Here is a 21,194-nt window from a genome sequence, read left to right as displayed (position 1 = left end):
GGGATCGGTCTGCTCAGGCTACAGGGTGACGGTTGAAGGCGGAATAGCGGCCAGTCGCGTGATGCTCCAACTGGCGTTCGATATCGGCGAGCAGGCTCGATGCGCCGATGCGGAACAGTTCGGGTTCGAGCCACGGACGGCCCAGTTCTTCTTTCATCAGGATCTGATACGACAGCGCCGTCTTCGCATTCGATACGCCGCCTGCGGGCTTGAAGCCGATCAGGATGCCCGTGCGCGCGTGGTATTCGCGGATCATGCGCGCCATCACGAGCGACACGTCGAGCGTCGCGTTCACGCCTTCCTTGCCCGTCGACGTCTTGATGAAATCGGCGCCCGCCATCATGCAGATCATCGATGCGCGTGCAACGTTCGACAGCGTCTGGATATCGCCCGTCGCGAGAATCGCCTTCAGATGCGCTTCGCCGCACGCGGCGCGAAAGTCGCGCACTTCGTCGTGGAGCGCCTGCCAGTTGCCCGTCAGCACATGCTCGCGCGTAACGACGATATCGATTTCCCGCGCGCCGTCGGCCACCGATGCCTCGATCTCCTTCAGCTTCAGCGGATGCGGAACGAGGCCGGCGGGAAAGCCCGTCGACACGGCGGCCACGGGAATGCCGCTGCCCGCGAGCGCATCGACGGCGGCGGCGACATAGCGGTGATACACGCACACGGCGCCCGTCGTGATGCTGCGCGGCGGCACGCCGAGCGCCGCGAGAATGTCGTCGCGGACCGGCTGCTTCGCCTTCGCGCACAGGCGGCGCACGCGGCCTTCCGTGTCGTCGCCGCTGAGCGTCGTGAGGTCGATGCACGTGATGGCCTTCAACAGCCACGCGGCCTGCGCATCCTTCTTCACGGTGCGGCGCGCGCCGAGCGTCGCCGTGCGGCGCTCGACGGCCGACTGGTTCACGCGCAGTCCGTCGAGCCACGCAAGGTCGAAAGGTACGCCGGGATTGCGCACGGGATGAACGTGGGCTGCGCGCCGCAACGCGATCACCGACGAGGGCATGGAAAGTTCAGGCATGAGACGTCCGCAGGTTTGTGCAATGCACAGCAACGGCTGATGGTTTATTCGCAGTCATCGTACATCGCTTGATAGGATTCTAACAAGCGTCGTTATGATCGTTTCCATGCGCGACGGCACGGGAGAAATGTCGCGCGACACGGCGAAAGCGCCGCCTGGCGGCGCTTCGGTCGTCGTCGGAGGAAGAAGTTGGTGTTTTCACCAGGGCGAGTGGCCCGCCTGGATAGTGAGAAATCCGTGCCGCGCGCGGGCGGCGTAACAGACGCGGTAACAGCGAAGGCAATCGAACGGGCCGTGCTCGCGCGACGACACTTTCCATCGCGGGCGATCATGGCGGCGCCGCGCGTCGTTGCATTCGTCGGTGCCCAATTCGGGCTCGCGGCACGCGCGGGAGCGCTGTTCGGCGATCGAGCACGCAATGACATCTCATGCCACTTCGCCGATCAGCGCGACGCAGTGATCAGCGGCTTGTGTCCGTGCCGCGTATCACGACGAAATGCAGCGACAAATCGCGGCGACCCAGCGCGGCGACATAATGCGGCGACCCCGCGCCGCCGGATGTGAATCGCCAGTCGATGGCGCTCTCACTCGTTGGCATCCAATTCCGTTTCGGCATGACAGAGCCGCCACGGCGCCGCGATATAAGGTCGCCCACCGCGCTTTTCAAGGGCCTGATTTTTGCAGAAATCGCGCTTGAAAATTTGCAGAGGCTTCCTATTTACCGATCACAAGGCAGATGCCGCGTCGACGTGACGGGCACTGCGCGTATCCACTTCGTTCGTCGCGGCACGACAGGCATTCAGCCCGGAATGTCTTGCCGCTCAGAGGAGAGAGCGACCATGAGTGACTATTACTTCGGAACCGACCTGTTCGCCGAACTCGACCGCTTGCAGCGGCACATGTCGAGCCGCTTCGGCGCGTTTCCGTCCAGCATCCGTTCGAGCCGTCTCGGTGCGTTTCCGAGCCTAAACATCGGCGTAACGGACGATGCGATCGAGATCGTTGCGTTCGCACCCGGCATCGATCCGTCGAAGCTCGAACTGTCGATCGACAAGGGCCTGCTGACGATCGCAGGCGAGCGCCCTTCGGCGCGCGCCGCGTCGGACGAAGGCGCCCGCGCGTATGCACAGGAGCGCTTCAACGGCGCGTTCCGCCGGGTCGTCGAGTTGCCGCAGCACGCGGACCCCGACAACGTGCAGGCGCGCTATGTCGATGGCTGTCTGCTGATCACGGTCGGCAAGCGCGAAGCGTCGAAACCGCGCGCGATCACGGTTCAATAAGCGAGGTGAAATCATGAGCGACAACACTCAAGTGACCCAGCGCGACGACAGCGCAGTGACCCGCAACGGCGCACGCGAGCAGGAACGCCGCGCGACGCTCACGCCGCCCGTCGATATCGTCGAGGACAGCAAGGCGGTGACGCTATGGGCCGACTTGCCCGGCGTGTCGAAGGACAAGCTCGACGTGCGCGTGCATGACGGCAGTCTGACGATCGAAGGTGAATCGGCGCTGCCCGTGCCCGCGAACGTGCGGCTCTCGCATGCGGAAGTGCGCGCGCCGTTTTTTGCGCGGCGCTTCACGATCAGCGACGACTTCGACACGTCGAAGATCGAAGCGAATCTGAAGGACGGCGTGCTGAAGCTCGTCATTCCGCGACGCGAGCAGGCGCAGCCCCGGCGTATCGACGTGAAGCTCAGCTAACGCGTTTGCCTGAGCGCATCGACGAATGCAAATGAAAACGGAGCACTCGCGAAGTGCTCCGTTTTTTATGCGCGCACCGCCCGATGGCGCTTCGTTCAAGCCCGCACTTCCAATGCCGCTTGCAGATCGCGCACAACGTCGCTCCAGTCGTTGCGCTTCGACTGGCGGAAGAGGCGCATGTGCGGATACCACGGACTGTCGTCGCGATTCAGTTGCCAGCGCCAGTCCGGTGTAAACGGCAACGCGAGCCATACGGGCTTGCCGAGCGCGCCCGCAAGATGCGCGACGGCCGTATCGACGGAGATCACGAGATCGAGTTGCGTGACGAGCGCGGCCGTGTCCGCGAACGTCGTCAGGCGACCGGACACGTCGCGTAGCACGCCGCGCTGCACGAGCCCGTCGATGCCGGCGCGATCGATGTCGCGCACGTCCTTCACCAGCGAGACGAACTGCGCGTTCGCATCGAACAGCGGCGACAGTTGCTCGAGCGGAATCGAGCGGTTGCGGTCGTTCAGATGCGTGCGGCTGCCCGACCACACGATACCGACGCGCAGTCGGGTGCCGCCTTGCCTGAACACGTCGTCCCATTGCTCGACCCATTGCTGATCCGCGTGAACGTACGGACTCTCGCCGACAAAGTGGGCCTCGCGAATCTTCAGCGCGAACGCGAGACTCAGCATCGGAATGTGATAGTCGAACGCGGGCAGCGGCGCCGTTTCGCCGATCACGTCCGCTGGGCCCGGATAGCCGTGCAACAGCGGCAGCAACGCGTCCTGAACGCGCACGATGACGCGCGCCCCTTTCGCGCTCAAGCGGTCGACGAAGCGAATGAACTGCAGCGTATCGCCGTAGCCCTGCTCGCAATGCACGAGCACGGTCTTGTGTTCGAGCGGCTGCTTGCCCGTCCACAGCGTCGCGTCGGGCAGGCCGTGGCTCATCGTGCCGTCGAGCCAGCGCCATTCGTACTCGCGCCAGCCGTGCTCGAATTCGCCGAGCAGCAGATTGGTCTGCGCGCGGTTGGTGCGCGCGCCGGCATCGTGGGTGTCGATCGACACGGCCTTCTTGAACTGCTGCAACGCTTCGTCGAAGCGATGCAGATCGCGCAGCGCGACGCCGAGGTTCACGTGGGCGCGCACGAAATTCGGTTTGAGCGCGATCGCCTGCCGATACGCCGCGAGTTCTTCTTCATGGCGCTCCATCTGGCCGAGCAGCGTGCCGCGGTTGTACTGCGCCTCCGCGGATCGCGGATAGCGTTGCGTGAGCCGCGCGAGATATTGCAGCGCGCGCTCGTGATCGCCCGTTTGCACGAGCGACATCGCCGCGCCATGCAGCGCTTCGGCGTGGTCGGGATAGGCGGCGAGAACGCGGTCGTACAGCGCGACGGCATCCGCGTGACGCCCAGCCATCTGGCAAAGATGCGCGGCGAAATGTAGTTGCTGCGCATTCGTCGATGCGGGCTGCGCGGCGCGCATCGCGTAATCAGCGGCGCGCGCGTAATTGCCCTGTTTCGCGGCGACGTAACCGAGCGCTTCGAGCGCCTCGTTGTGATCCGGCTCGATCGACAGGATGTCGTGCAGCAGCGCAGCGGCTCCGTCGAACTGGCCGGCCGTGAACTTCTGCTGCGCGTCTGCGAGCCGTTGGGCGATGTCGTGATTCATGATGCAGCGCTTGCGCGCAGCGCGTTGCTGCGCGATGGGACGGAGAGGTCGATTGTACGCGACGCCCTACGCCGGCCGCACGTTGCCGCGCCAGCACCACCGGATCCAGCCGACGAGCGCGAGCAGCATGAGCCCCGCGCCGCCGAGCACGGGCTCGCGCCACGCGACGAGCGCGATGAACGTGAACGCCCGGGCGCCCGCGAGCAGCGCGAATCCGGCGACGACGCCCGATGCCGTATCGATTGCGTCCTGCACGCGTTCATACGCGGCGGGGTTCGACGTGACGGCAGGCTCATGCATGATTTTTCTCCTTGTGTATGCGGACAGACGGTAACGCGTCAGGTATCGACGTCTCAGGCGGCGCCGGGTGCTTCGTCGAGAAAGCCGGTGACAGCCTGCAACCGCCCGGCCGCATCGACGACGCCGAAGTCAGAGCCCTTCACGATCGAAGCACCCGAGGGCGTCAGCAGTTCCCACGAGAAGCGCAGACGGTTCGCGAAGCCGTCGACCTGCGTCGTGCGGCGAAACGTGTGATGAGGAAAGCGCTCATGGACGGCGCGAATCATCGCGTCGATGCCGTCGTGTCCGTCGCCCGTCAGCAGGGGATCGGCGTAAGCGGCGTCGTTCGCCCACGTCGCCGCGATCAGCTCGCGGCGGCGGCCGGCGTCGGTTTCGTTCCAGGCGTCGAAGTAACGGTCGATCAGTGCGGTATGCGCGTTCATCAGAAACTCCTTCAGTCGGTGGAGGGTCGAGGCGTGCGCCGCTTGCATGATGTCGGCGGCGGCCTCGGACTGAAGATTCGTCGATGAACGGATGCGAGTCGATTACCCGGAAGGTAATGATCGGTCGGCACCAGCGTCGTCGAGGCACGCTGGTGCGGTGGAAAAGATGTGAAGCGTTGCGGACGGCGCGCTAGCCCTTCGCGCCGGACAGGCCGTCAGCGAGCCGTCTGCCCTCGGCATACCCGGCTTCGCGAGCCTCTTCTTCGCTGCGGAACGTCGCGACGAGCTCCTGAAAGCGCTGGCTTTGCCCTTCGAGATGCGCATCCGCGCCATGCCGGCACACGTAGCCGACGTAGTGCCACAAGGTTTCCGGCACGGGCGGCCCATAGGCCGTGACGGGGAGGACCCAGACTTCACGTCCGTTGTGCTCGATCTTGTCCCACATGTTCGCCTCCGCAGCGGTAGCAAGGGTCTCCAGTATGACTGCCTTTGCGCGCGCCAGCGACGGGAGGGCGCGCTGCATCTCGATCCCTACGCCGGACTCGAAGGCAGCTCATGCTCATGCTCATGCGCGGCGGCACATTACCTCACGGGTAATGGAATCGCGGCGCACTTTGGCTATCATCGTCGGCATGGACACGATCACCGCCCCCTTCCGTGCGCCGTCCGGCGCTCTCCCATTGAGCCGCACCGTCGGCGACATGCTGCGCGAATGGCGTCAGCGACGCCGGATGAGCCAGTTGCTGCTCGCTTCCGAAGCCGACATTTCGACGCGCCATCTGAGCTTCGTCGAATCGGGCCGCGCGCTGCCGAGCCGCGAGATGGTCATGCATCTCGCCGAGCGGCTCGACGTGCCGCTGCGCTCGCGCAATGCGCTGCTCGTCGCGGCCGGTTACGCGCCGCTCTATCGCGAGCGTCAGCTGAGCGATCCGCAACTGGGCGCCGCGCGCGAAGCCGTCGAGCTCGTGCTCAAGGGTCACGAGCCCTTCCCGGCCGTGGCCGTCGACCGGCATTGGACCATCGTCGCCGCGAACAACGCGCTCGCGCCGTTGCTGACGAGCGCTAAACCCGCGCTGCTCGAAGCGCCCGTCAACGCGCTGCGCCTTTCGATGCACCCGGACGGCATCGCGTCGCAGATCGCCAACTGGCATGCATGGCGCGCGCATCTGCTGTCGCGCCTGCAGCGGCAGATCGACGTGAGCGCCGACTCGACGCTCGCCGCGCTCTACGACGAGCTCGCCGCCTACCCGACGCCGCCGAACGCCGAGCCCGCCGACGAGAGCCCCGCCTGCACGCTCGAGCAGATCGCCGTGCCGCTGCGCCTGCGCACGGAGCTTGGCGTGCTGTCGTTCTTCAGCACGACGACCGTGTTCGGCACGCCCGTCGACGTGACGCTGTCGGAACTGGCGATCGAGGCGTTCTTCCCCGCCGATCCGCAAACGGGCGAAGCGCTGCGCAAGCTCGCGGATGCGCGCGCGTCGTCCGCCGCCGCTGGTGCCTGAGGGCCGCGCATGGCTTCGGACGTCACGATTCGCCAACTGGGCCCCGCCGATCGCGACGCGTTTTTCGCGCTGCGTCTGCGCGGGCTGAAAGCGCATCCCGCCGCGTTCGCGCAAAGCTACGACGAAGCCGTCGAGCGCGGCGCGTCGCAGCACGACGCGATGCTCGCCGGCACGCATGCGGCGCTCGGCAACTTCCTGCTGGGCGCGTTTTCGTCGACGGATGGCGCGCTCGTCGGCACCGTCGGGCTGATGCGCGAGACGCGGCAGAAGGAACGGCACAAGGGCTTCGTGATCGGCATGTACGTCGCGGACGAAGCGGCGGGACAGGGCATCGGACGCGCGCTGTTGACGGAGCTGCTCGCGCGCGCCGCGCAGATCGACGGGCTGCGGCAGATCGCGCTGCTCGTCACGAGCGCGAACGCATCCGCCTGCGCGCTATACGCATCGCTAGGCTTTCGCTTGTATGGACGCGAACCCGATTCAATGTGCGTCGACGGCACGTATCACGACGCCGATCTGATGATGCGGTTTATCGACGCGCCAGCGCCGCCGACAGGCGAATAACGCTGGCAAATAGCCCCGGCGAATAACAGAGCAAGACCCGGAGTGTTCGCGGATGCGCGTCTGCGTAGACTGGGCGGCATGGATATGGCAAAAGCCTTTGGCAAAAGCCGTCACGGAGCCGCTCATGCAGGAAGCCTCATTCGATCCACAAGCCGCGCTGTTCGACCTCGACACGCCACCGGGCAACGACGCGCGCAAGCCCGCACCCAGGTCCGCACGCAAGGGCACGCGCCACGACGCGCCCGCGATCGCCACGACGCAGTCGATCGGGCCGCGCATCGACGCAATCGACTGGACGCGCGCCGCAGCCGGGCTCGACGCGCACGGCTGCGCGATGCTGCAAGGCTTGCTGCGCGCCGACGAGTGCGACGCGCTCAGCGCGCTCTACACGCGCGACGACCTGTACCGCAGCCGCGTCGTGATGGCGCGGCACGGCTTCGGACGCGGCGAATACAAGTACTACGGCTATCCGTTGCCCGACGTCGTCGGCGCGTTGCGCACGGCGATCTATCCGCGTCTCGCACCCATCGCGAACGGATGGAACCAGACGCTAGGCAACGACGTGCGCTATCCGCCGACGCACGCCGCCTTCCTGCGACGCTGCCACGAAGCGGGCCAGTTGCGCCCGACGCCGCTGATCCTCCAATACGCGGCGGGCGACTTCAACTGCCTGCATCAGGACCTGTACGGCGAGCACGTCTTCCCGATCCAGCTCGCGATCCTGCTGTCCGAGCCCGGCAAGGACTTCACGGGCGGCGACTTCGTGCTGACCGAGCAGCGTCCGCGGATGCAGTCGCGCGTCGAAGTCGTGCCGCTGCGCAAGGGCGATGCTGTGCTGTTTGCCGTGCATCACCGGCCCGTGCAGGGCACGCGCGGCGCGTATCGCGTGAACATGCGGCATGGCGTGAGCCGGCTGCATGCTGGCCATCGGCACACGCTCGGCATCATCTTTCACGACGCAACTTAAGTGCACCGGCGTGCATTCGGGCCGCTGCGAGCGCTCGCATGCCGCGATCAAAGCCGTTGTCGGACGGGCGAGGCGCGCTCAGCAACATCTGGCATAACGTGATATGTTTTTCCACTGGCCTTCGGTTGCGCTTCGTTTGCCTTCGTTTGCCATTACCGTCGCAAGCACGCAGACGAGGCCGCGTTTCCATCAACACGGGTCGCGGCGCCATGCCGCCTAGCACGGCGCCCGCGCACTGCACCGCGCTCTACGACTCACACGCTCGCCCAACGTTTCTCATGTCCGATCTCGCTACACCGCTTCCGCGCCGCTTCGACATCAATCCGAAGCCGCTCGTCTTCTCCCTCGTCCTGATCGCGCTCGGCGCGGTCTATCTCGCGCATACCGTCAGCGGCCGACAGGCGGCCCTCTATGTGGTCGGCGCGCTGCTCGGCGTGTCGCTGTATCACGCGGCGTTCGGCTTCACGTCGGCGTGGCGCGTGTTCATCGCCGACGGCCGCGGCGCGGGCCTGCGCGCGCAGATGCTGATGCTCGCCATCGGCGTGCTGCTGTTCTTCCCGGCGCTGTCGGCGGGATCGCTGTTCGGCCATCCCGTCGCGGGCCTGGTGTCGCCGGCAGGCACATCCGTCGTGGTCGGCGCGTTCATGTTCGGCATCGGCATGCAGCTCGGCGGCGGCTGCGCGTCGGGCACGCTGTACACGGTCGGCGGCGGCAGCACGCGCATGCTCGTGACGCTCGCCGCGTTCGTCGTCGGCTCCGTCGTCGCGACCGCGCACATGCCGTTCTGGACCGCGCTGCCGTCGCTCAAGCCGACTTCGCTCGTGACGACGCTCGGCGCGGGCTGGGCCATCGCGATCAACCTGGCGATCTTCGCGACGATCGCCGCGCTGACCGTCGCGATCGAGCGGCGCCGCCACGGACGCCTCGTCGACTCGCCGCTGCGCACCGCGAACGCATCGCCGTGGCTGCACGGACCGTGGCCGCTGTTCGCGGGCGCGATCGCGCTCGCGCTGCTCAACTTCGCGACGCTCGCGCTGTCGGGTCGTCCGTGGGGCGTGACGTCGGCATTCGCGCTGTGGGGCGCGAAGCTGTTTTCGGTGGCGGGCATCGACGTCGCCAACTGGCCTTACTGGAATGCCCATGCGAACGCGGCGGCGCTCGCGGCGCCCGTTACACGCGACGTGACGAGCGTGATGGACGCGGGGATCATCCTCGGCGCAATGACCGCGGCGGCTCTGGCGGGCCGCTATGCGCCCATCTGGCGGCTGCCCGCACGCTCGCTCGTCGCGGCCGTCGTCGGCGGCTTGTTGCTCGGCTACGGGGCCCGGCTGGCCTATGGTTGTAACATCGGCGCCTACTTCAGCGGCATCGTGTCAGGCAGCTTGCATGGCTGGCTGTGGCTCGCCGCCGCGTTCGCGGGCAACGTGATCGGCACGCGCCTGCGCCCCCTTTTCGGACTCGAAGTCGAACGCGTCCGTCCGACCGGCTGCTGACCTGCCGCAAACTCCCATCAGATTCTGTAACAGGGTTCGTCCAAACCAGTTACAAACTCCCCCGGATTTGTAACTGGCCTCGGCGTTTTTTTGTTACATCTCGGGTTATCCCTGAACCGCCATCCGGCAGCGTATTTTTTACCTGCCGGCTTTGCGTTTTCTTTCTTTATCCTTTCCAGAATTCATATCGATTTCGCATAACTCGCGGATAACGGGCGACGCGCGAGCAAATCGGAAGAAATTGCTCAAGACCTTGCCTGACAAGGCTTTGCGGGTGGCCATCGGCAAACGTTTTCGCGCTATCAGCCGATTATGACGGCGACATGAAAGAGTTACCGAAATTACCGTTGTTTTGTCGTATCTTTTTTTTGAGACAGGGATTGATTTTTGTAAAACCTGTTCATACAATTCCGCCCAAGCTGTTACGAAATGTAACGGCTTGTATCAAAGGTTGGCTGCGGTAACTGCACTCAACTTGACGCCGGAGATCTTCAGTGTCCGGCGGGGCATAAGACCAAAACGGCATATAAAGCCGGCATAAGTAATTCGGGGCTTCGGAAACAGAGAAAATGGACCGTAGCAGCGAGACGCTGGATTCTATCCGCGAGATCAATTTGTCTTACATCATGCTCGCACAACGCATGTTGCGTGAGGACAAGGCAGTCGGGATGTTCCGTCTGGGCTTGTCGTCGGAGCTGGCCGATATTCTTGCCGGGCTGTCGCTCGCGCAGATCGTCAAGCTGGCCAGTTCCGATCAGCTTTTGTGCTTCTTCCGCTTCAACGACCACGCGATGCTGTCGGCGTTGACGCACACGTCCCGCAATGCAGAAGTGGCATCGACGCATGCCGCGATCCTGCTGGCGGGGCAGCCCGCAGAGCAGTTCGCTTAACCCGCCGAGGACTGCCATGCAGAAAAAGAGCCTCACCGAAGACGCGCAGGAAGTATTCCGCGCGATCGCGCTGATCGAACTGGGCGCGCGCATGCAGGTGCTCGAAAGCGAGCTGACGCTGTCGCGCGACCGGATGATCCGCCTGTACCGCGAGGTCAAGGGCGTATCGCCGCCGAAGGGCATGCTGCCGTTTTCGGCCGACTGGTACATGACGTGGCTCGCGAACATTCATGCTTCGCTCTTCTACAACACGTACCTGTTCCTGAAGAACGAAGCGCGCTGCACGCATCTGGACGCGCTGACCAAGGGTTATCGTCTGTATCTGGAACACTGCCGCCATAGCGAGACGGAACCCGTCCTCGACTTGACGCGCGCATGGACGCTCGTGCGCTTCTTCGACGCCGACATCCTGCAACTCACGCGCTGCTGCCGTTGCACCGGCAAGTTCGTCGCGCACAAGCACGACTTGCAGCACAACGTCGTGTGCGGCGCGTGCCAGCCGCCGTCGCGCGCGGGCAAGACGAAGAAGGCCGCAGCCGCGAAGCGCGAGGCGCTGCGCGAAGTCGCACCCGTGCCGCAGATCGTGGAGATCGCTCTGCCCGAAGAGCAAGTTGTCGAGGAAGCCGCGTTGGCGGCCTAGCGACGCGCATCGCACAGTCCATCCGAAGCTACGCATCACGTTGAAGCCGGTCTCTCGAGACCGGCTTTTTTTATGCCTTCGGCGTTTGCGTCCTCCGCTATTGAGTCGTCGGCTTTCGCGTCGTCGGCTTTTGCGTCGTCATCCAGCGAAGCCGAACGTCTGCACCACGAGCCACAGATTGGCCGCGCTGATCACCACGAAGAGCGCCCATGCGAGGATGCGCGTCGGCAGCCGGTTCGCGAATTCGCCCATCAGCGCGCGGTCGTCGGTCATGCGGATCAGCGGATACAGCGCGAACGGCAATTGCAGGCTCAACACGACCTGGCTCGCGACGAGCAGTTGACCGACCGCGCCGTTGCCGAGCATCTGCACGCCGACGAGCGCGGGAATCAGCGCCAGCGCGCGCGTGATGAAGCGCCGCTGATAGCACGGGATCTTCAGTTGCAGAAAGCCTTCCATGATCACCTGCCCCGCGACCGTGCCCGTGAACGTCGAGCTTTGCCCCGACGCAAGCAGCGTGATCGCGAACAGCACGGCCGCGAAACCCGTGCCGACGATAGGCGCGAGCAGCCGGTACGCGTCCTCGATTTCGGTGACGGCCGTGTGCCCCGTCGAATGAAACGCGGCGCCCGCGAGGATCAGGATCGCCGCGTTGATCAGCAGCGCGAGAAAGAGCGCGACGATCGTGTCGATGCGCGACAGCGAGATCGCGCCGGCGAGTCCTTCGCGATCGCGCTTGACGGCGCGCGTCTGCACGACGGACGAATGCAGATACAGGTTATGCGGCATCACCGTCGCGCCGAGAATGCCGATCGCGAGATAAAGCGGCTCGCGCTCGCTGAGCGCCTGCCACGACGGTGCAAGCCCCGCTGCCACGGACGGCCAGTGCGGCTTGACGAGCGCCAGCTCGATCACGTAGCCGATGCCGATGGTCGCGATCAGCGCAAGCATGATCGCTTCGAGATCGCGGAAGTTCTTGCCCTTGAGACCGAGCACGATCAGCGTATCGAACGCGGTGAGGATCACGCCGACCGTCAGCGAGCATTTGAACAGCAGATGAAACGCGAGCGCGCCGCCGAGCACTTCGGCGAGATCGCAGGCGACGATCGACAGCTCGGCAAGCAGCCATTGAACGCGCGCGACGCCGGGCGAGTAACGCGTGCGCGACAGCTCCGCGAGATTGCGGCCCGTCACGATGCCGAGGCGCATGCTCAGGCATTGCAGCACCATCGCCGACAGGCTCGACAGCACGACTACAAATAGCAGGTTGTAGCCGTAGCGCGAACCGGCTTCGATATCGGTGGCCCAGTTGCCCGGGTCCATGTAGCCGATCGACACCAGCAAGCCGGGGCCCGCGAACTGGAAGAGCTTTTTCCACCACGGCGCGGACTGCGAGACGGCGACGGTGCCCTGCACTTCGGACGGGCAGAACGGTGCGGTTGCTGTAGTAGGAAGTTTGAACTGCAAAGCCGATAACCTCGCGGTGGATGACCTGCGGCATGACTGGCGTGGCGCGCAACTGGTGGTGCCTGACGGTGCCGCTGAAGGTGGCGCGAACCGGCTCCAAGTGTACAAAGAAACGTGCGGCAGTGTCCCATCAGGGCCGGCGCGCCGCTCACCCGCGAGCAGACGAAAAAAAGCGGACCGCAAAAGGTCCGCCTTCTGGGTCCGCTTCTTCGAACGACACATCGGCGCCGCTTACTGCTTCGCGACTTGCTCCCGTGCATCCGCGCTGCCGACGTCCGTCTTCACGTCGCCCCACCCGCCGCCGAGCGCGCGTATCAGGTTCACCGTCGCGACCGCTTGCGTGCCCGACAGATGGCTCAACTGCAACTGCGATTGCAGAACTTGCCGCTGCGAGTCGATCACGTCGAGATAGCTGACCTGCCCTTCCTGATACTGCGTCTGCGAAAGATGCTCGGCGCGCTGCGACGCGTTGACGGCATCCGTCTGCTCGCGCGTCTGATCGCCGAGCAGACGCAGATCCGACAGGTTGTCCTCAACCTCGCGGAACGCCACGAGCACCTGCTGACGATACGACGCGACGTCCTCGTCATACTTCGCGCGCGCGTTCGCGAGATTCGCCTTGCGTCGCCCACCGTCGAAGATCGGCACGGTCAGCGCCGTGCCCGCGAACGGCCCGAGCAGGAACGCGCGGCTCGACCACTGGAACAGATCGCCGAGCGTCGCCGACTCGAAGCCGAACGCACCCGTGATATCGAGCTTCGGGAAGAACGCCGATTTCGCGAGACCGACACGCGCGTTCGCCGCAGCCATCGCGCGCTCGGCCGCCGCGATGTCGGGACGGCGCTCCAGCAGCGCGGACGGCAAGCCGGCCGGCACGCGCGCCAGCACGGGCGCAAGCGGCGTCTCAGGGAACGAGAAGTCCGCCGGCGGCTTGCCCAGCAGGATCGCGAGACTGTGCTCGGATGCCGCGCGCTGACGCGCGACGCCGACGGCATCGGCGCGCGCCGTCGCCAGTTCGTTGCGTGCGCGAGAGACGTCCAGCTCGTTGATGTCGCCTTCCTTGAAGCGGCGCTCGACGAGCTTCAGCGCGTTCTCGCGCAGCGTCACTGTCTGACGATACAGGCTCAGCTGCGTATCGAACTCGCGCAACTGAAAGTAGTTCTGCGCGACATCCGCCTGCAACGCGAGCTGCACCGAGCGGAACAGCGCTTCGCTTTGCGCCTGGTCGGCGCGCGCCGCGTTCACGTTCGAACTGACGCGGCCGAACAGATCGACCTCATACGATGCCGTCGCCTGCGCGCGCCAGAGCGTTTGCGTCGGCACTTGCGCGTTGTTCGGCAGATTCTGCGAAGCGGGCGACAGACGTTCGCGCGTCGGCCCGAAGCCCGCGTCGATCGACGGGAACCAGTCGGCGCGCGCCGCCTGCGTCAGCGCTCTCGATTGCTGCACGCGCGCGGTGGCCGCCTTCAGGTCCTGGTTCGCATCGGCTGCCTGCTTCTCCAGATCGTTCAGCGTCGTATCGCCGAAGATCGCCCACCATTCACCCCGCTGCGCTTCTTCATTCGGCTCCGCGGGCTTCCACGTGCCGGCTTCGCTGGCTGGCAATGCCGCGGCGGGAGCCGATGCGCCACTCGTCGTTGCCGCCGATACGGGCGCTTCCTTGAATGCAGCGGGAGTCGGCGCGTCGGGCCGGTGATACGTCGGCTCGACCGAGCACGCCGCCAACAGCAGCATCAGCAACGCGCTCGCCGCCACGCGGCCCGCGCCGCGCATCTGTTCAAATCTTGTCATTATCATTTTCTCCGTCATGCATCCGTCGTATGCGCGACGAGATGCGGCGAGTCCTTTTGCGCGACGTGAATCTTGCCGCCCGCCAATGTACGCAGCACCACGTAGAACACGGGCGTCAGCATCAAGCCGAAGAGCGTCACACCGAGCATCCCGAAGAACACGGCCACGCCCATCGCGTGACGCATTTCCGAACCCGCCCCGCTCGACAGGACCAGCGGCACCACGCCCATGATGAACGCGATCGACGTCATCAGAATCGGACGCAGACGCATGCGGCTCGCTTCGATCGCGGCTGCCATCGGCGTGCGCCCGTCGTGCTCAAGCTCACGTGCGAACTCGACGATCAGGATCGCGTTCTTCGATGCAAGCCCCACGAGCACCATCAAGCCGATCTGCGTGAAGATGTTGTTGTCGCCCTGCGTGAGCCACACGCCGGTGAGCGCGGACAGCACGCTCATCGGCACGATCAGGATCACCGCGAGCGGCAGCGTCAGGCTCTCGTACAGCGCGGCGAGCACAAGGAACACCAGCAGCACGCTGATCGGGAACACCCACAGCCCCGCATTGCCCGCGAGAATCTGCTGGTACGTGAGGTCGGTCCATTCGAACTTCACGCCCTTCGGCAGCACTTGTGCGGCGATGCGCTCGGCGGCCGCCTGCGCTTCACCCGACGAGAAGCCCGGTGCCGGACCGCCGTTGATGTCGGCGGCCGTATAGCCGTTGTAGCGCACGACCATTTCGGGGCCATACGTCGGCGTCACCGTGACGAGCGACGACAACGGCACCATCTCGCCATTCACGTTGCGCGTCTTCAGTTGCAGGATGTCGTCGGCGCGTTGACGGAACGGCGCATCCGCCTGCACGCGCACCTGGTACACGCGGCCGAAGCGGTTGAAGTCGTTCACATACAGCGAGCCGAGATACACCTGCATCGTGTTGAACACATCCGTCACGGGCACGCCCAGTTGCTTCGCCTTCACGCGGTCGAGATCGACGTTCAGTTGCGGCACGTTGATCTGATAGCTCGAGAACGTCGGGCCAAGCTCGGGTGTCGCCGAGGCTTTCTTGATGAACGCTTCCGTCGCCTTGTTCAACTCTGCATAGCCGAGCGCGCCGTGGTCCTCGAGCTGCATCTTGAAGCCGCCCAGCGTACCGAGACCGAGCACGGGCGGCGGCGGGAACACCGCGACGAACGAGTCCTTGATCGCGCCGTATTGCTGGTTCAATGCGCCCGCAATCGCGCCCGCCGACAGCGCCTTGCCCTTGCGATGATCGAACGGCTTGAGCGTGACGAACACGATGCCCGCGCTCGAACTGTTCGTGAAGCCGTTCACCGAAAGCCCCGGGAACGCCACGGCGCTTTCGACGCCAGGCTGCTTGAGCGCAATCGCGCTCATGTCGCGGATCACCTTCTCGGTGCGGTCGAGCGAAGCGCCGTTCGGCAGTTGCGCGAACGCGATCAGATACTCCTTGTCCTGCGCCGGCACGAAGCCGCCGGGCACGATGCGCGACACGAGGACCGTCAGGCCGAGCAGCACCGCATAGACGACGAGCATCGCGCCCTTGCGCTTGAGCACGCCGTTCACGCCGCGTCCGTAGCTGTCCGAGCCGCGATGGAAGACCTTGTTGAACGCGTTGAAGAAGCGTCCCAGCACGCGGTTCATCACACGCGTGACGATGTCCTCTTTCTCGCCGTGGCCGCGCAGCAGCATCGCCGACAACGCAGGCGACAGCGTCAGCGAATTGAACGCGGAGATCACCGTCGAAATGGCGATCGTCATCGCGAACTGCTTGTAGAACTGGCCCGTCAGACCGCTCATGAACGCAAGCGGCACGAACACGGCGACGAGCGTGAGCGCGATCGCGATGATCGGCCCGCTCACTTCCTGCATCGCCTTATAGGTCGCATCGCGCGCGCTGAGCCCGCGCTCGATGTTGCGCTCGACGTTCTCCACGACCACGATCGCATCGTCGACCACGATACCGATCGCGAGCACCATCCCGAACAGCGACAGCGCGTTGATCGAGAAGCCGAACGCGAGCAGCAGCGAGAACGTGCCGACGATCGACACAGGCACCGCGATCAACGGAATGATCGACGCGCGCCATGTTTGCAGGAAAACGATCACGACGATCACGACGAGCGCAATCGCTTCGAGCAGCGTATGCACGACGGCTTCGATACTCGAGCGCACGAACTGCGTCGGGTCATAGACGATCTTGTACTCGACGCCCGCCGGGAAGTCCTCGTGCAGCTCCTTCATCGTCTTGCGGACTTCGTCGGAAATCTGCAGCGAGTTCGCGCCCGGCGACTGGTTGATCGCCATTGCCACGGCCGGCTTGTTGTCGAGCAGCGAGCGCAACCCATATTCCGAAGCAGCAAGTTCGATGCGTGCGATGTCGCGCAGATACGTGACGGCGCCATCGGGTGCGGTCTTCACGACGATGTCCCCGAACTCGCCTTCCGTCCTCAGACGGCCGCGCGCATTGACGGACAATTGCAGCGGCGTGCCCGGCACCGAAGGCGACGCGCCGATCACGCCCGCCGCGACCTGAATGTTCTGCTCGCGAATCGCGTTGACGACTTCCATTGCCGTCAGATTGCGCTGTGCGACCTTCTGTGGATCGAGCCACACGCGCATCGAATAGTCGCCCGCGCCCCACAACTGCACCTCGCCCACGCCCTTGATCCGCTCGAGGCGGTCCTTCACGTTGAGCAGCGCGTAGTTGCGCAGATACGTCATGTCGTAGCGGTCGTTCGGCGAAATCAGGTGGACGACCATCGTCAGCGTCGGCGAACTCTTGATCGTCGTCACGCCGAGACGCTGCACGTCTTCCGGCAGACGCGGCAATGCCTGGTTCACGCGGTTCTGCACGAGTTGCGTCGCGAGGTCCGGGTTCGTGCCGAGCTTGAACGTGACCGTCAGCGTGAGATTGCCGTCGCTATTCGCCTGCGACTGCATGTACAGCATGTTTTCTACGCCGTTGATCTGCTCTTCGAGCGGTGATGCGACGGCTTCTGCGATCACCTTCGGGTTCGCGCCCGGATACTGCGCATGCACCACCACGGAAGGCGGCACCACTTCCGGGTACTCGGAGATCGGCAGCTGGAACAGCGCGATCATACCCGCGAGCAGGATCACGACCGATAGGACACCAGCAAAGATGGGCCGGTCGATGAAGAATTTGGATATGTTCATGTGAAGCTCTTGATGTTGGAGCGCCTACGGCTTTCTACGCATGCATCGAATAATTGCGTCGACTGACTGGCGCTCACGACGCCTTGTGCGCCTTCGCGCGCGGCTGCGATTGCGCCTGCGTTTGCGTAGTCGATTGCGTGGTCGATTGCGTGGTCGATTGCGTCGTCGATTGCGCTTGCGGTTCGGTGTGCTTCTGCTTCGTTGCGTCGAGCTGCGCGTCCTTTTCTGCCTTCGCGTCGTCGGCAACGGATGCGCTGTCCGCGTCGCCGTTGCCCATCGCCACCATGTGTGCGCGAACCTGCGCACCTGGTCGAACGCGCTGCGTGCCGTTCACGACGATGCGGTCGCCCGGCTGCAAGCCGCTCTTCACGACGCGCAGATTGCCTTGCAGATCGCCGATCTGCACTTCGCGATACGCAACGTGCTCGTCCTTGTCGACGACGAACACGAACTTCTTGTCCTGGTCCGTACCGACGGCGGCATCGTCGATCAGCAACGCCGAATGCGGCACGCTGCCGCCCACTTTCACACGCGCATACAGGCCCGGCACCAGCGAGCCGTCGCCGTTGTCGAAACGCGCACGTACGCGGATCGTGCCCGACGACGTATCCAGCCGGTTGTCGACGGATTCGATCGTGCCCTTGCGCGAATAGCCTGTTTCGTTCGCGAGGCCCAGTTCGACGGGCACCTTGCTGTCGTTCTTCACCTGGCTGATGTAGCGCAGATACGTCTGCTCGTCGGCGTCGAACTCCGCGTAGATCGGCGACACGGACACGAGCGTCGTGAGCGGTGCGGCATTCGCGCCCGCGTTCACGACGTTGCCGACCGTGATTTCCGCGCGCGACACGCGGCCCGCGACGGGCGCGACGATCTTCGTGTACCCGAGATTGATCTGCGCAGCTTCGAGCGCCGCTTGCGCCGCCTTGACGTTCGCGTTCGCTTCGCGCGCGCCGTTCTGCTTCTCGTCGTAATCGCGCTTTGCAATCGCGCTATCGCCGATCAGTCGCTGCGCGCGCTCCCAATCGCTTTGCGCGTAGCCCGCGCGCGATTGCGCGGCCGCGAGCTGCGCCGCCGCGCGATCGACTTCCGCCTGATACGGGCGCGGATCGATTACGAACAGCACGTCGCCCTTTTTCACGAGCGCGCCGTCCTGAAAGTTCACGGACACGATCGTGCCCGACACGAGCGGCCGCACGTCGACTCGTTCGACGGCCTGAAGACGACCCGAATAGGTTTGCCAGTCGGTGATGGTCTTCTGCACGACAGTGGCGACATCGACTTCGGGGACGATCGTCGCCGCGGATTGCGCGGGCGCGCGCGCATCGACGCGAATCGCGCCGAATGTGCCGAGCCCCGCGATCACGATGACGGCCAGCGCGGCGAGCGCCAGCTTCGAACGCGAGAGAGGAAAAACAGACATGTCAGACTCCGGAATTTAGTTGAGAAGTTTGTTTATCGGAGTGAGCGCTCGTCGAAGCGCCACTGGAAGAATCGAACGGCCTCGAGCAGCGCCGGCGAATGGTTGGCGAGCGCCGCGTGCGACACACTCGGATAGCGCACCACCTGCGTCTGCACGCCCGCCTCGATCAGGTTGCTCGCGTACTTCTCCGCCTCGACGTGCAGCACGTCGTTTTGCGCGGTCGCGATCAGCGTCGCGGGCAAGCCCTTGAGCCGCACCGATTCGAGAGGCGCCGCATACGGATGCATGCGCTGCGCCGCTTGCGGCAGATACGCGCGATAACACGCCGCGCATTCGCTCGCGGTGATGTCCGAGCTCAAGCGCTTCTCGTCGCCAAGACGCGTGAGACTCGGGTCGAGCATCGGGCCGAACAGCGCCTGCGCATCGATGCGCACATCGCCGCGATCGCGGCCGATGAACGCAAGGCAATTCGCAAGCGAGCCGCCCGCATCGTGACCCGCGACGCCGATCTTTTTCGTGTTGCCGCCGAACGCTCGTGCGCGTGTCTGCACCCACAGCGCCGCGCGATGTGCATCTTCGGGCGCGGCGGGAAACGGAAACTGCGGCGCGAGCGAATAGCCGACCGACACGACGAGTGCGGGCGTGTGCTGCGCGAAATAACGCGCGGCGTAATCGGCTTCTTCGAGCGAACCGCGCACGAAACCGCCGCCGTGGAAATAGAGCAGGATCGGCAAGCCATTTTTTGCCGCGGCCCGCCGGTAGAGGCGCAATGTGATGTCCTGCGCGTAGCCTTCTATCTGCACGTCGGTGACATCGAGCGACGCAGCGTTTTCCGCCAGGCTCGCGGCCGGCGGGACAAAGGTGTGGCGCGGGTTGAATGCATCCATGTCGAACAGCGCAATGCGCGAAACTATCGAATGGTGCGAATTGTGGGTCCAGCAGACTTCCAAATAAATGCCTATAATCCGGCAACACAATTCGGTGCACCTGAACAATCGAAAGGCTTTATTCGGCGCCATCAGCCAACTAAAGCGGATGCTTCACCAGTGCTCCGGCTCTTTCGGAGGTTTGCAATGGACCGGCTTCAGGCCATGCAAGTGTTCACCCGGGTCGTCGATACGAACAGCTTCACCCGGGCTGCGGAAACGCTCGATCTGCCACGCGCTTCCGTCACGACGATCATCCAGAATCTCGAAGCTTTTCTCGGCACGCGCCTGTTGCACCGTACGACGCGCCGTCTGTCGCTGACGCCCGATGGCGCCGCGTATTACGAGCGCTGCGTGCGCATTCTTGCCGACGTCGAAGAGACGGAAGCGAGTTTCCAGAGCGGCAATAAAAAGCCGAGCGGCAAGCTGCGCATCGATATGCCGGGATCGATCGGACGTTTGCTCGTCATTCCCGCGTTGTGCGAATTCCACACGAAGTACCCGGACATCGATCTGCAACTCGGCTTGTCGGATCGCCCTGTCGATCTGTTGCAGGAAGGCGTCGATTGCGTGGTGCGCGTCGGCGCGCTGCAGGATTCGTCTTTGGTCGCACGGCGAATAGGGTTATTCGAAGGCGTGTCGTGCGCTGCACCCGCGTATGTGGAGCGCGCGGGCATTCCGCAGACGATCGAAGATCTCGAACACCACAAGGCCGTCAATTATTTTTCGAGCCGCACGGGCCGCATTATGGACTGGTCGTTCCTCGTCGACGGCAAAGAAGTCGAAGTGAAAATGAAGAGCCTCGTGTCCGTGAATGATGCGGACGCTTACGTGACGTGCGGGCTCGAAGGTTTCGGCCTGATCCAACCGCCGCTCTTCATGGTGCTGCCGCATCTGCGCTCGGGCCAGCTGGTCGAAGTGCTGCCCGATCTGAAACCGCTGCCGATGCCGATTTCCGTCGTGTATCCGCATAGCCGGCATCTGTCGTCGAAGGTGCGTGTATTCGTCGACTGGATTGCGGAGCTGTTCGACCGTTGTCCGCTGCTGAGCGGCCGTGCGAGCCTCGACAAGACCTGCTCGCAGCGCACGTTCGAGCAGAAAGAATCCGCGCCGGACCTCAAAACACCCGTCATGTCGGAGTGGGTCGCCTGATCCGCGCGGCCTTTGTCTAAAAGGACGATCGCGGCTTCGCGCCGCGATTGTTCCGAAATCACGACAATTCATTTCACGAA

At 64.4% G+C, this 21,194-nt stretch carries 19 protein-coding genes; 9 read left to right on the top strand and 10 right to left on the bottom strand.

Going from position 1 to position 21,194, the window contains the following annotated elements:
• Nucleotides 1-13: 13 nt before the first annotated feature.
• A complete protein-coding gene (gene deoC, locus VSR68_RS27140; RefSeq protein ID WP_342942786.1) occupies nt 14-1,021 on the bottom strand; it encodes a deoxyribose-phosphate aldolase in 1,008 nt (335 codons plus the stop codon).
• Nucleotides 1,022-1,860: 839 nt separating this feature from the next.
• Here deoC and VSR68_RS27135 point away from each other — a divergent pair.
• Nucleotides 1,861-2,301, top strand: coding sequence for an Hsp20/alpha crystallin family protein (locus tag VSR68_RS27135; RefSeq protein WP_342942785.1), 441 nt, complete (start codon nt 1,861-1,863; stop codon nt 2,299-2,301).
• Nucleotides 2,302-2,314: 13 nt separating this feature from the next.
• On the top strand, nt 2,315-2,722 hold the full coding sequence (locus VSR68_RS27130) for an Hsp20/alpha crystallin family protein (RefSeq protein ID WP_342942784.1): 408 nt from the start codon (nt 2,315-2,317) through the stop codon (nt 2,720-2,722).
• A 95-nt stretch (nt 2,723-2,817) separates the two neighbouring features.
• Here VSR68_RS27130 and VSR68_RS27125 read toward each other — a convergent pair whose 3' ends face one another.
• The 4 genes from VSR68_RS27125 to VSR68_RS27110 all read right to left on the bottom strand — a co-directional run bounded on the left by VSR68_RS27125 (nt 2,818) and on the right by VSR68_RS27110 (nt 5,547).
• Entirely contained in the window at nt 2,818-4,380 is a 1,563-nt protein-coding gene (locus VSR68_RS27125) for a tetratricopeptide repeat protein (RefSeq protein ID WP_342942783.1), read from the bottom strand.
• A gap of 66 nt (nt 4,381-4,446) precedes the next feature.
• The gene (locus tag VSR68_RS27120) at nt 4,447-4,680 is read right to left on the bottom strand and encodes a hypothetical protein (RefSeq protein ID WP_342942782.1); all 234 of its coding nucleotides are present in this window, start codon (nt 4,678-4,680) and stop codon (nt 4,447-4,449) included.
• Between the two features lie 53 nt (nt 4,681-4,733).
• Complete coding sequence (locus VSR68_RS27115; protein ID WP_342942781.1) at nt 4,734-5,102, bottom strand: nuclear transport factor 2 family protein; 369 nt, start codon at nt 5,100-5,102, stop codon at nt 4,734-4,736.
• A 190-nt stretch (nt 5,103-5,292) separates the two neighbouring features.
• On the bottom strand, nt 5,293-5,547 hold the full coding sequence (locus tag VSR68_RS27110) for a hypothetical protein (protein WP_342942780.1): 255 nt from the start codon (nt 5,545-5,547) through the stop codon (nt 5,293-5,295).
• Nucleotides 5,548-5,698: 151 nt separating this feature from the next.
• On the opposite strand from VSR68_RS27110, the gene VSR68_RS27105 reads away from it, so the two are divergent.
• The 6 genes from VSR68_RS27105 (at nt 5,699) to flhC (ending at nt 11,158) form a co-directional block, all read left to right on the top strand.
• Complete coding sequence (locus tag VSR68_RS27105; RefSeq protein ID WP_342942779.1) at nt 5,699-6,604, top strand: helix-turn-helix transcriptional regulator; 906 nt, start codon at nt 5,699-5,701, stop codon at nt 6,602-6,604.
• Nucleotides 6,605-6,613: 9 nt separating this feature from the next.
• Nucleotides 6,614-7,168, top strand: coding sequence for a GNAT family N-acetyltransferase (locus VSR68_RS27100; RefSeq protein WP_342942778.1), 555 nt, complete (start codon nt 6,614-6,616; stop codon nt 7,166-7,168).
• A gap of 124 nt (nt 7,169-7,292) precedes the next feature.
• Nucleotides 7,293-8,135, top strand: a complete 843-nt coding sequence (locus tag VSR68_RS27095) for a 2OG-Fe(II) oxygenase (RefSeq protein WP_342942777.1) — start codon at nt 7,293-7,295, stop codon at nt 8,133-8,135.
• A 278-nt stretch (nt 8,136-8,413) separates the two neighbouring features.
• Complete coding sequence (locus tag VSR68_RS27090; protein WP_342942776.1) at nt 8,414-9,628, top strand: YeeE/YedE family protein; 1,215 nt, start codon at nt 8,414-8,416, stop codon at nt 9,626-9,628.
• A gap of 569 nt (nt 9,629-10,197) precedes the next feature.
• The gene (flhD, locus tag VSR68_RS27085; RefSeq protein ID WP_342942775.1) at nt 10,198-10,518 is read left to right on the top strand and encodes a flagellar transcriptional regulator FlhD; all 321 of its coding nucleotides are present in this window, start codon (nt 10,198-10,200) and stop codon (nt 10,516-10,518) included.
• A gap of 16 nt (nt 10,519-10,534) precedes the next feature.
• Nucleotides 10,535-11,158 (top strand): flagellar transcriptional regulator FlhC, encoded by a 624-nt coding sequence (gene flhC, locus VSR68_RS27080; protein WP_342942774.1) that lies wholly within the window; start codon nt 10,535-10,537, stop codon nt 11,156-11,158.
• Between the two features lie 138 nt (nt 11,159-11,296).
• Here the strand turns inward: flhC and VSR68_RS27075 are convergent, their stop codons facing one another.
• From VSR68_RS27075 to VSR68_RS27055, 5 genes are all read right to left on the bottom strand, one after another.
• Nucleotides 11,297-12,625: an Nramp family divalent metal transporter gene (locus tag VSR68_RS27075; protein WP_342942773.1), complete on the bottom strand. Its 1,329-nt coding sequence runs from the start codon at nt 12,623-12,625 to the stop codon at nt 11,297-11,299.
• 231 nt (nt 12,626-12,856) lie between these two features.
• The gene (locus VSR68_RS27070; protein ID WP_342942772.1) at nt 12,857-14,416 is read right to left on the bottom strand and encodes an efflux transporter outer membrane subunit; all 1,560 of its coding nucleotides are present in this window, start codon (nt 14,414-14,416) and stop codon (nt 12,857-12,859) included.
• A 14-nt stretch (nt 14,417-14,430) separates the two neighbouring features.
• Nucleotides 14,431-17,616 carry an efflux RND transporter permease subunit gene (locus tag VSR68_RS27065; RefSeq protein ID WP_342942771.1) on the bottom strand — a complete coding sequence of 1,062 codons (3,186 nt, stop codon included), beginning with the start codon at nt 17,614-17,616 and terminating at the stop codon, nt 14,431-14,433.
• A 73-nt stretch (nt 17,617-17,689) separates the two neighbouring features.
• Nucleotides 17,690-19,036, bottom strand: coding sequence for an efflux RND transporter periplasmic adaptor subunit (locus tag VSR68_RS27060; RefSeq protein ID WP_342942770.1), 1,347 nt, complete (start codon nt 19,034-19,036; stop codon nt 17,690-17,692).
• A 32-nt stretch (nt 19,037-19,068) separates the two neighbouring features.
• On the bottom strand, nt 19,069-19,923 hold the full coding sequence (locus VSR68_RS27055; protein ID WP_342942769.1) for an alpha/beta hydrolase: 855 nt from the start codon (nt 19,921-19,923) through the stop codon (nt 19,069-19,071).
• 186 nt (nt 19,924-20,109) lie between these two features.
• On the opposite strand from VSR68_RS27055, the gene VSR68_RS27050 reads away from it, so the two are divergent.
• Nucleotides 20,110-21,114 (top strand): LysR family transcriptional regulator, encoded by a 1,005-nt coding sequence (locus VSR68_RS27050; protein ID WP_342942768.1) that lies wholly within the window; start codon nt 20,110-20,112, stop codon nt 21,112-21,114.
• Nucleotides 21,115-21,194: the final 80 nt, after the last annotated feature.

The sequence above is a fragment of the Paraburkholderia phymatum genome (assembly GCF_038900715.1).
GTDB lineage: Bacteria > Pseudomonadota > Gammaproteobacteria > Burkholderiales > Burkholderiaceae > Paraburkholderia > Paraburkholderia phymatum_A.
The sequence above is the reverse complement of the archived record's forward strand: the minus strand, read 5'-3'. Positions and strand labels throughout refer to the sequence as shown.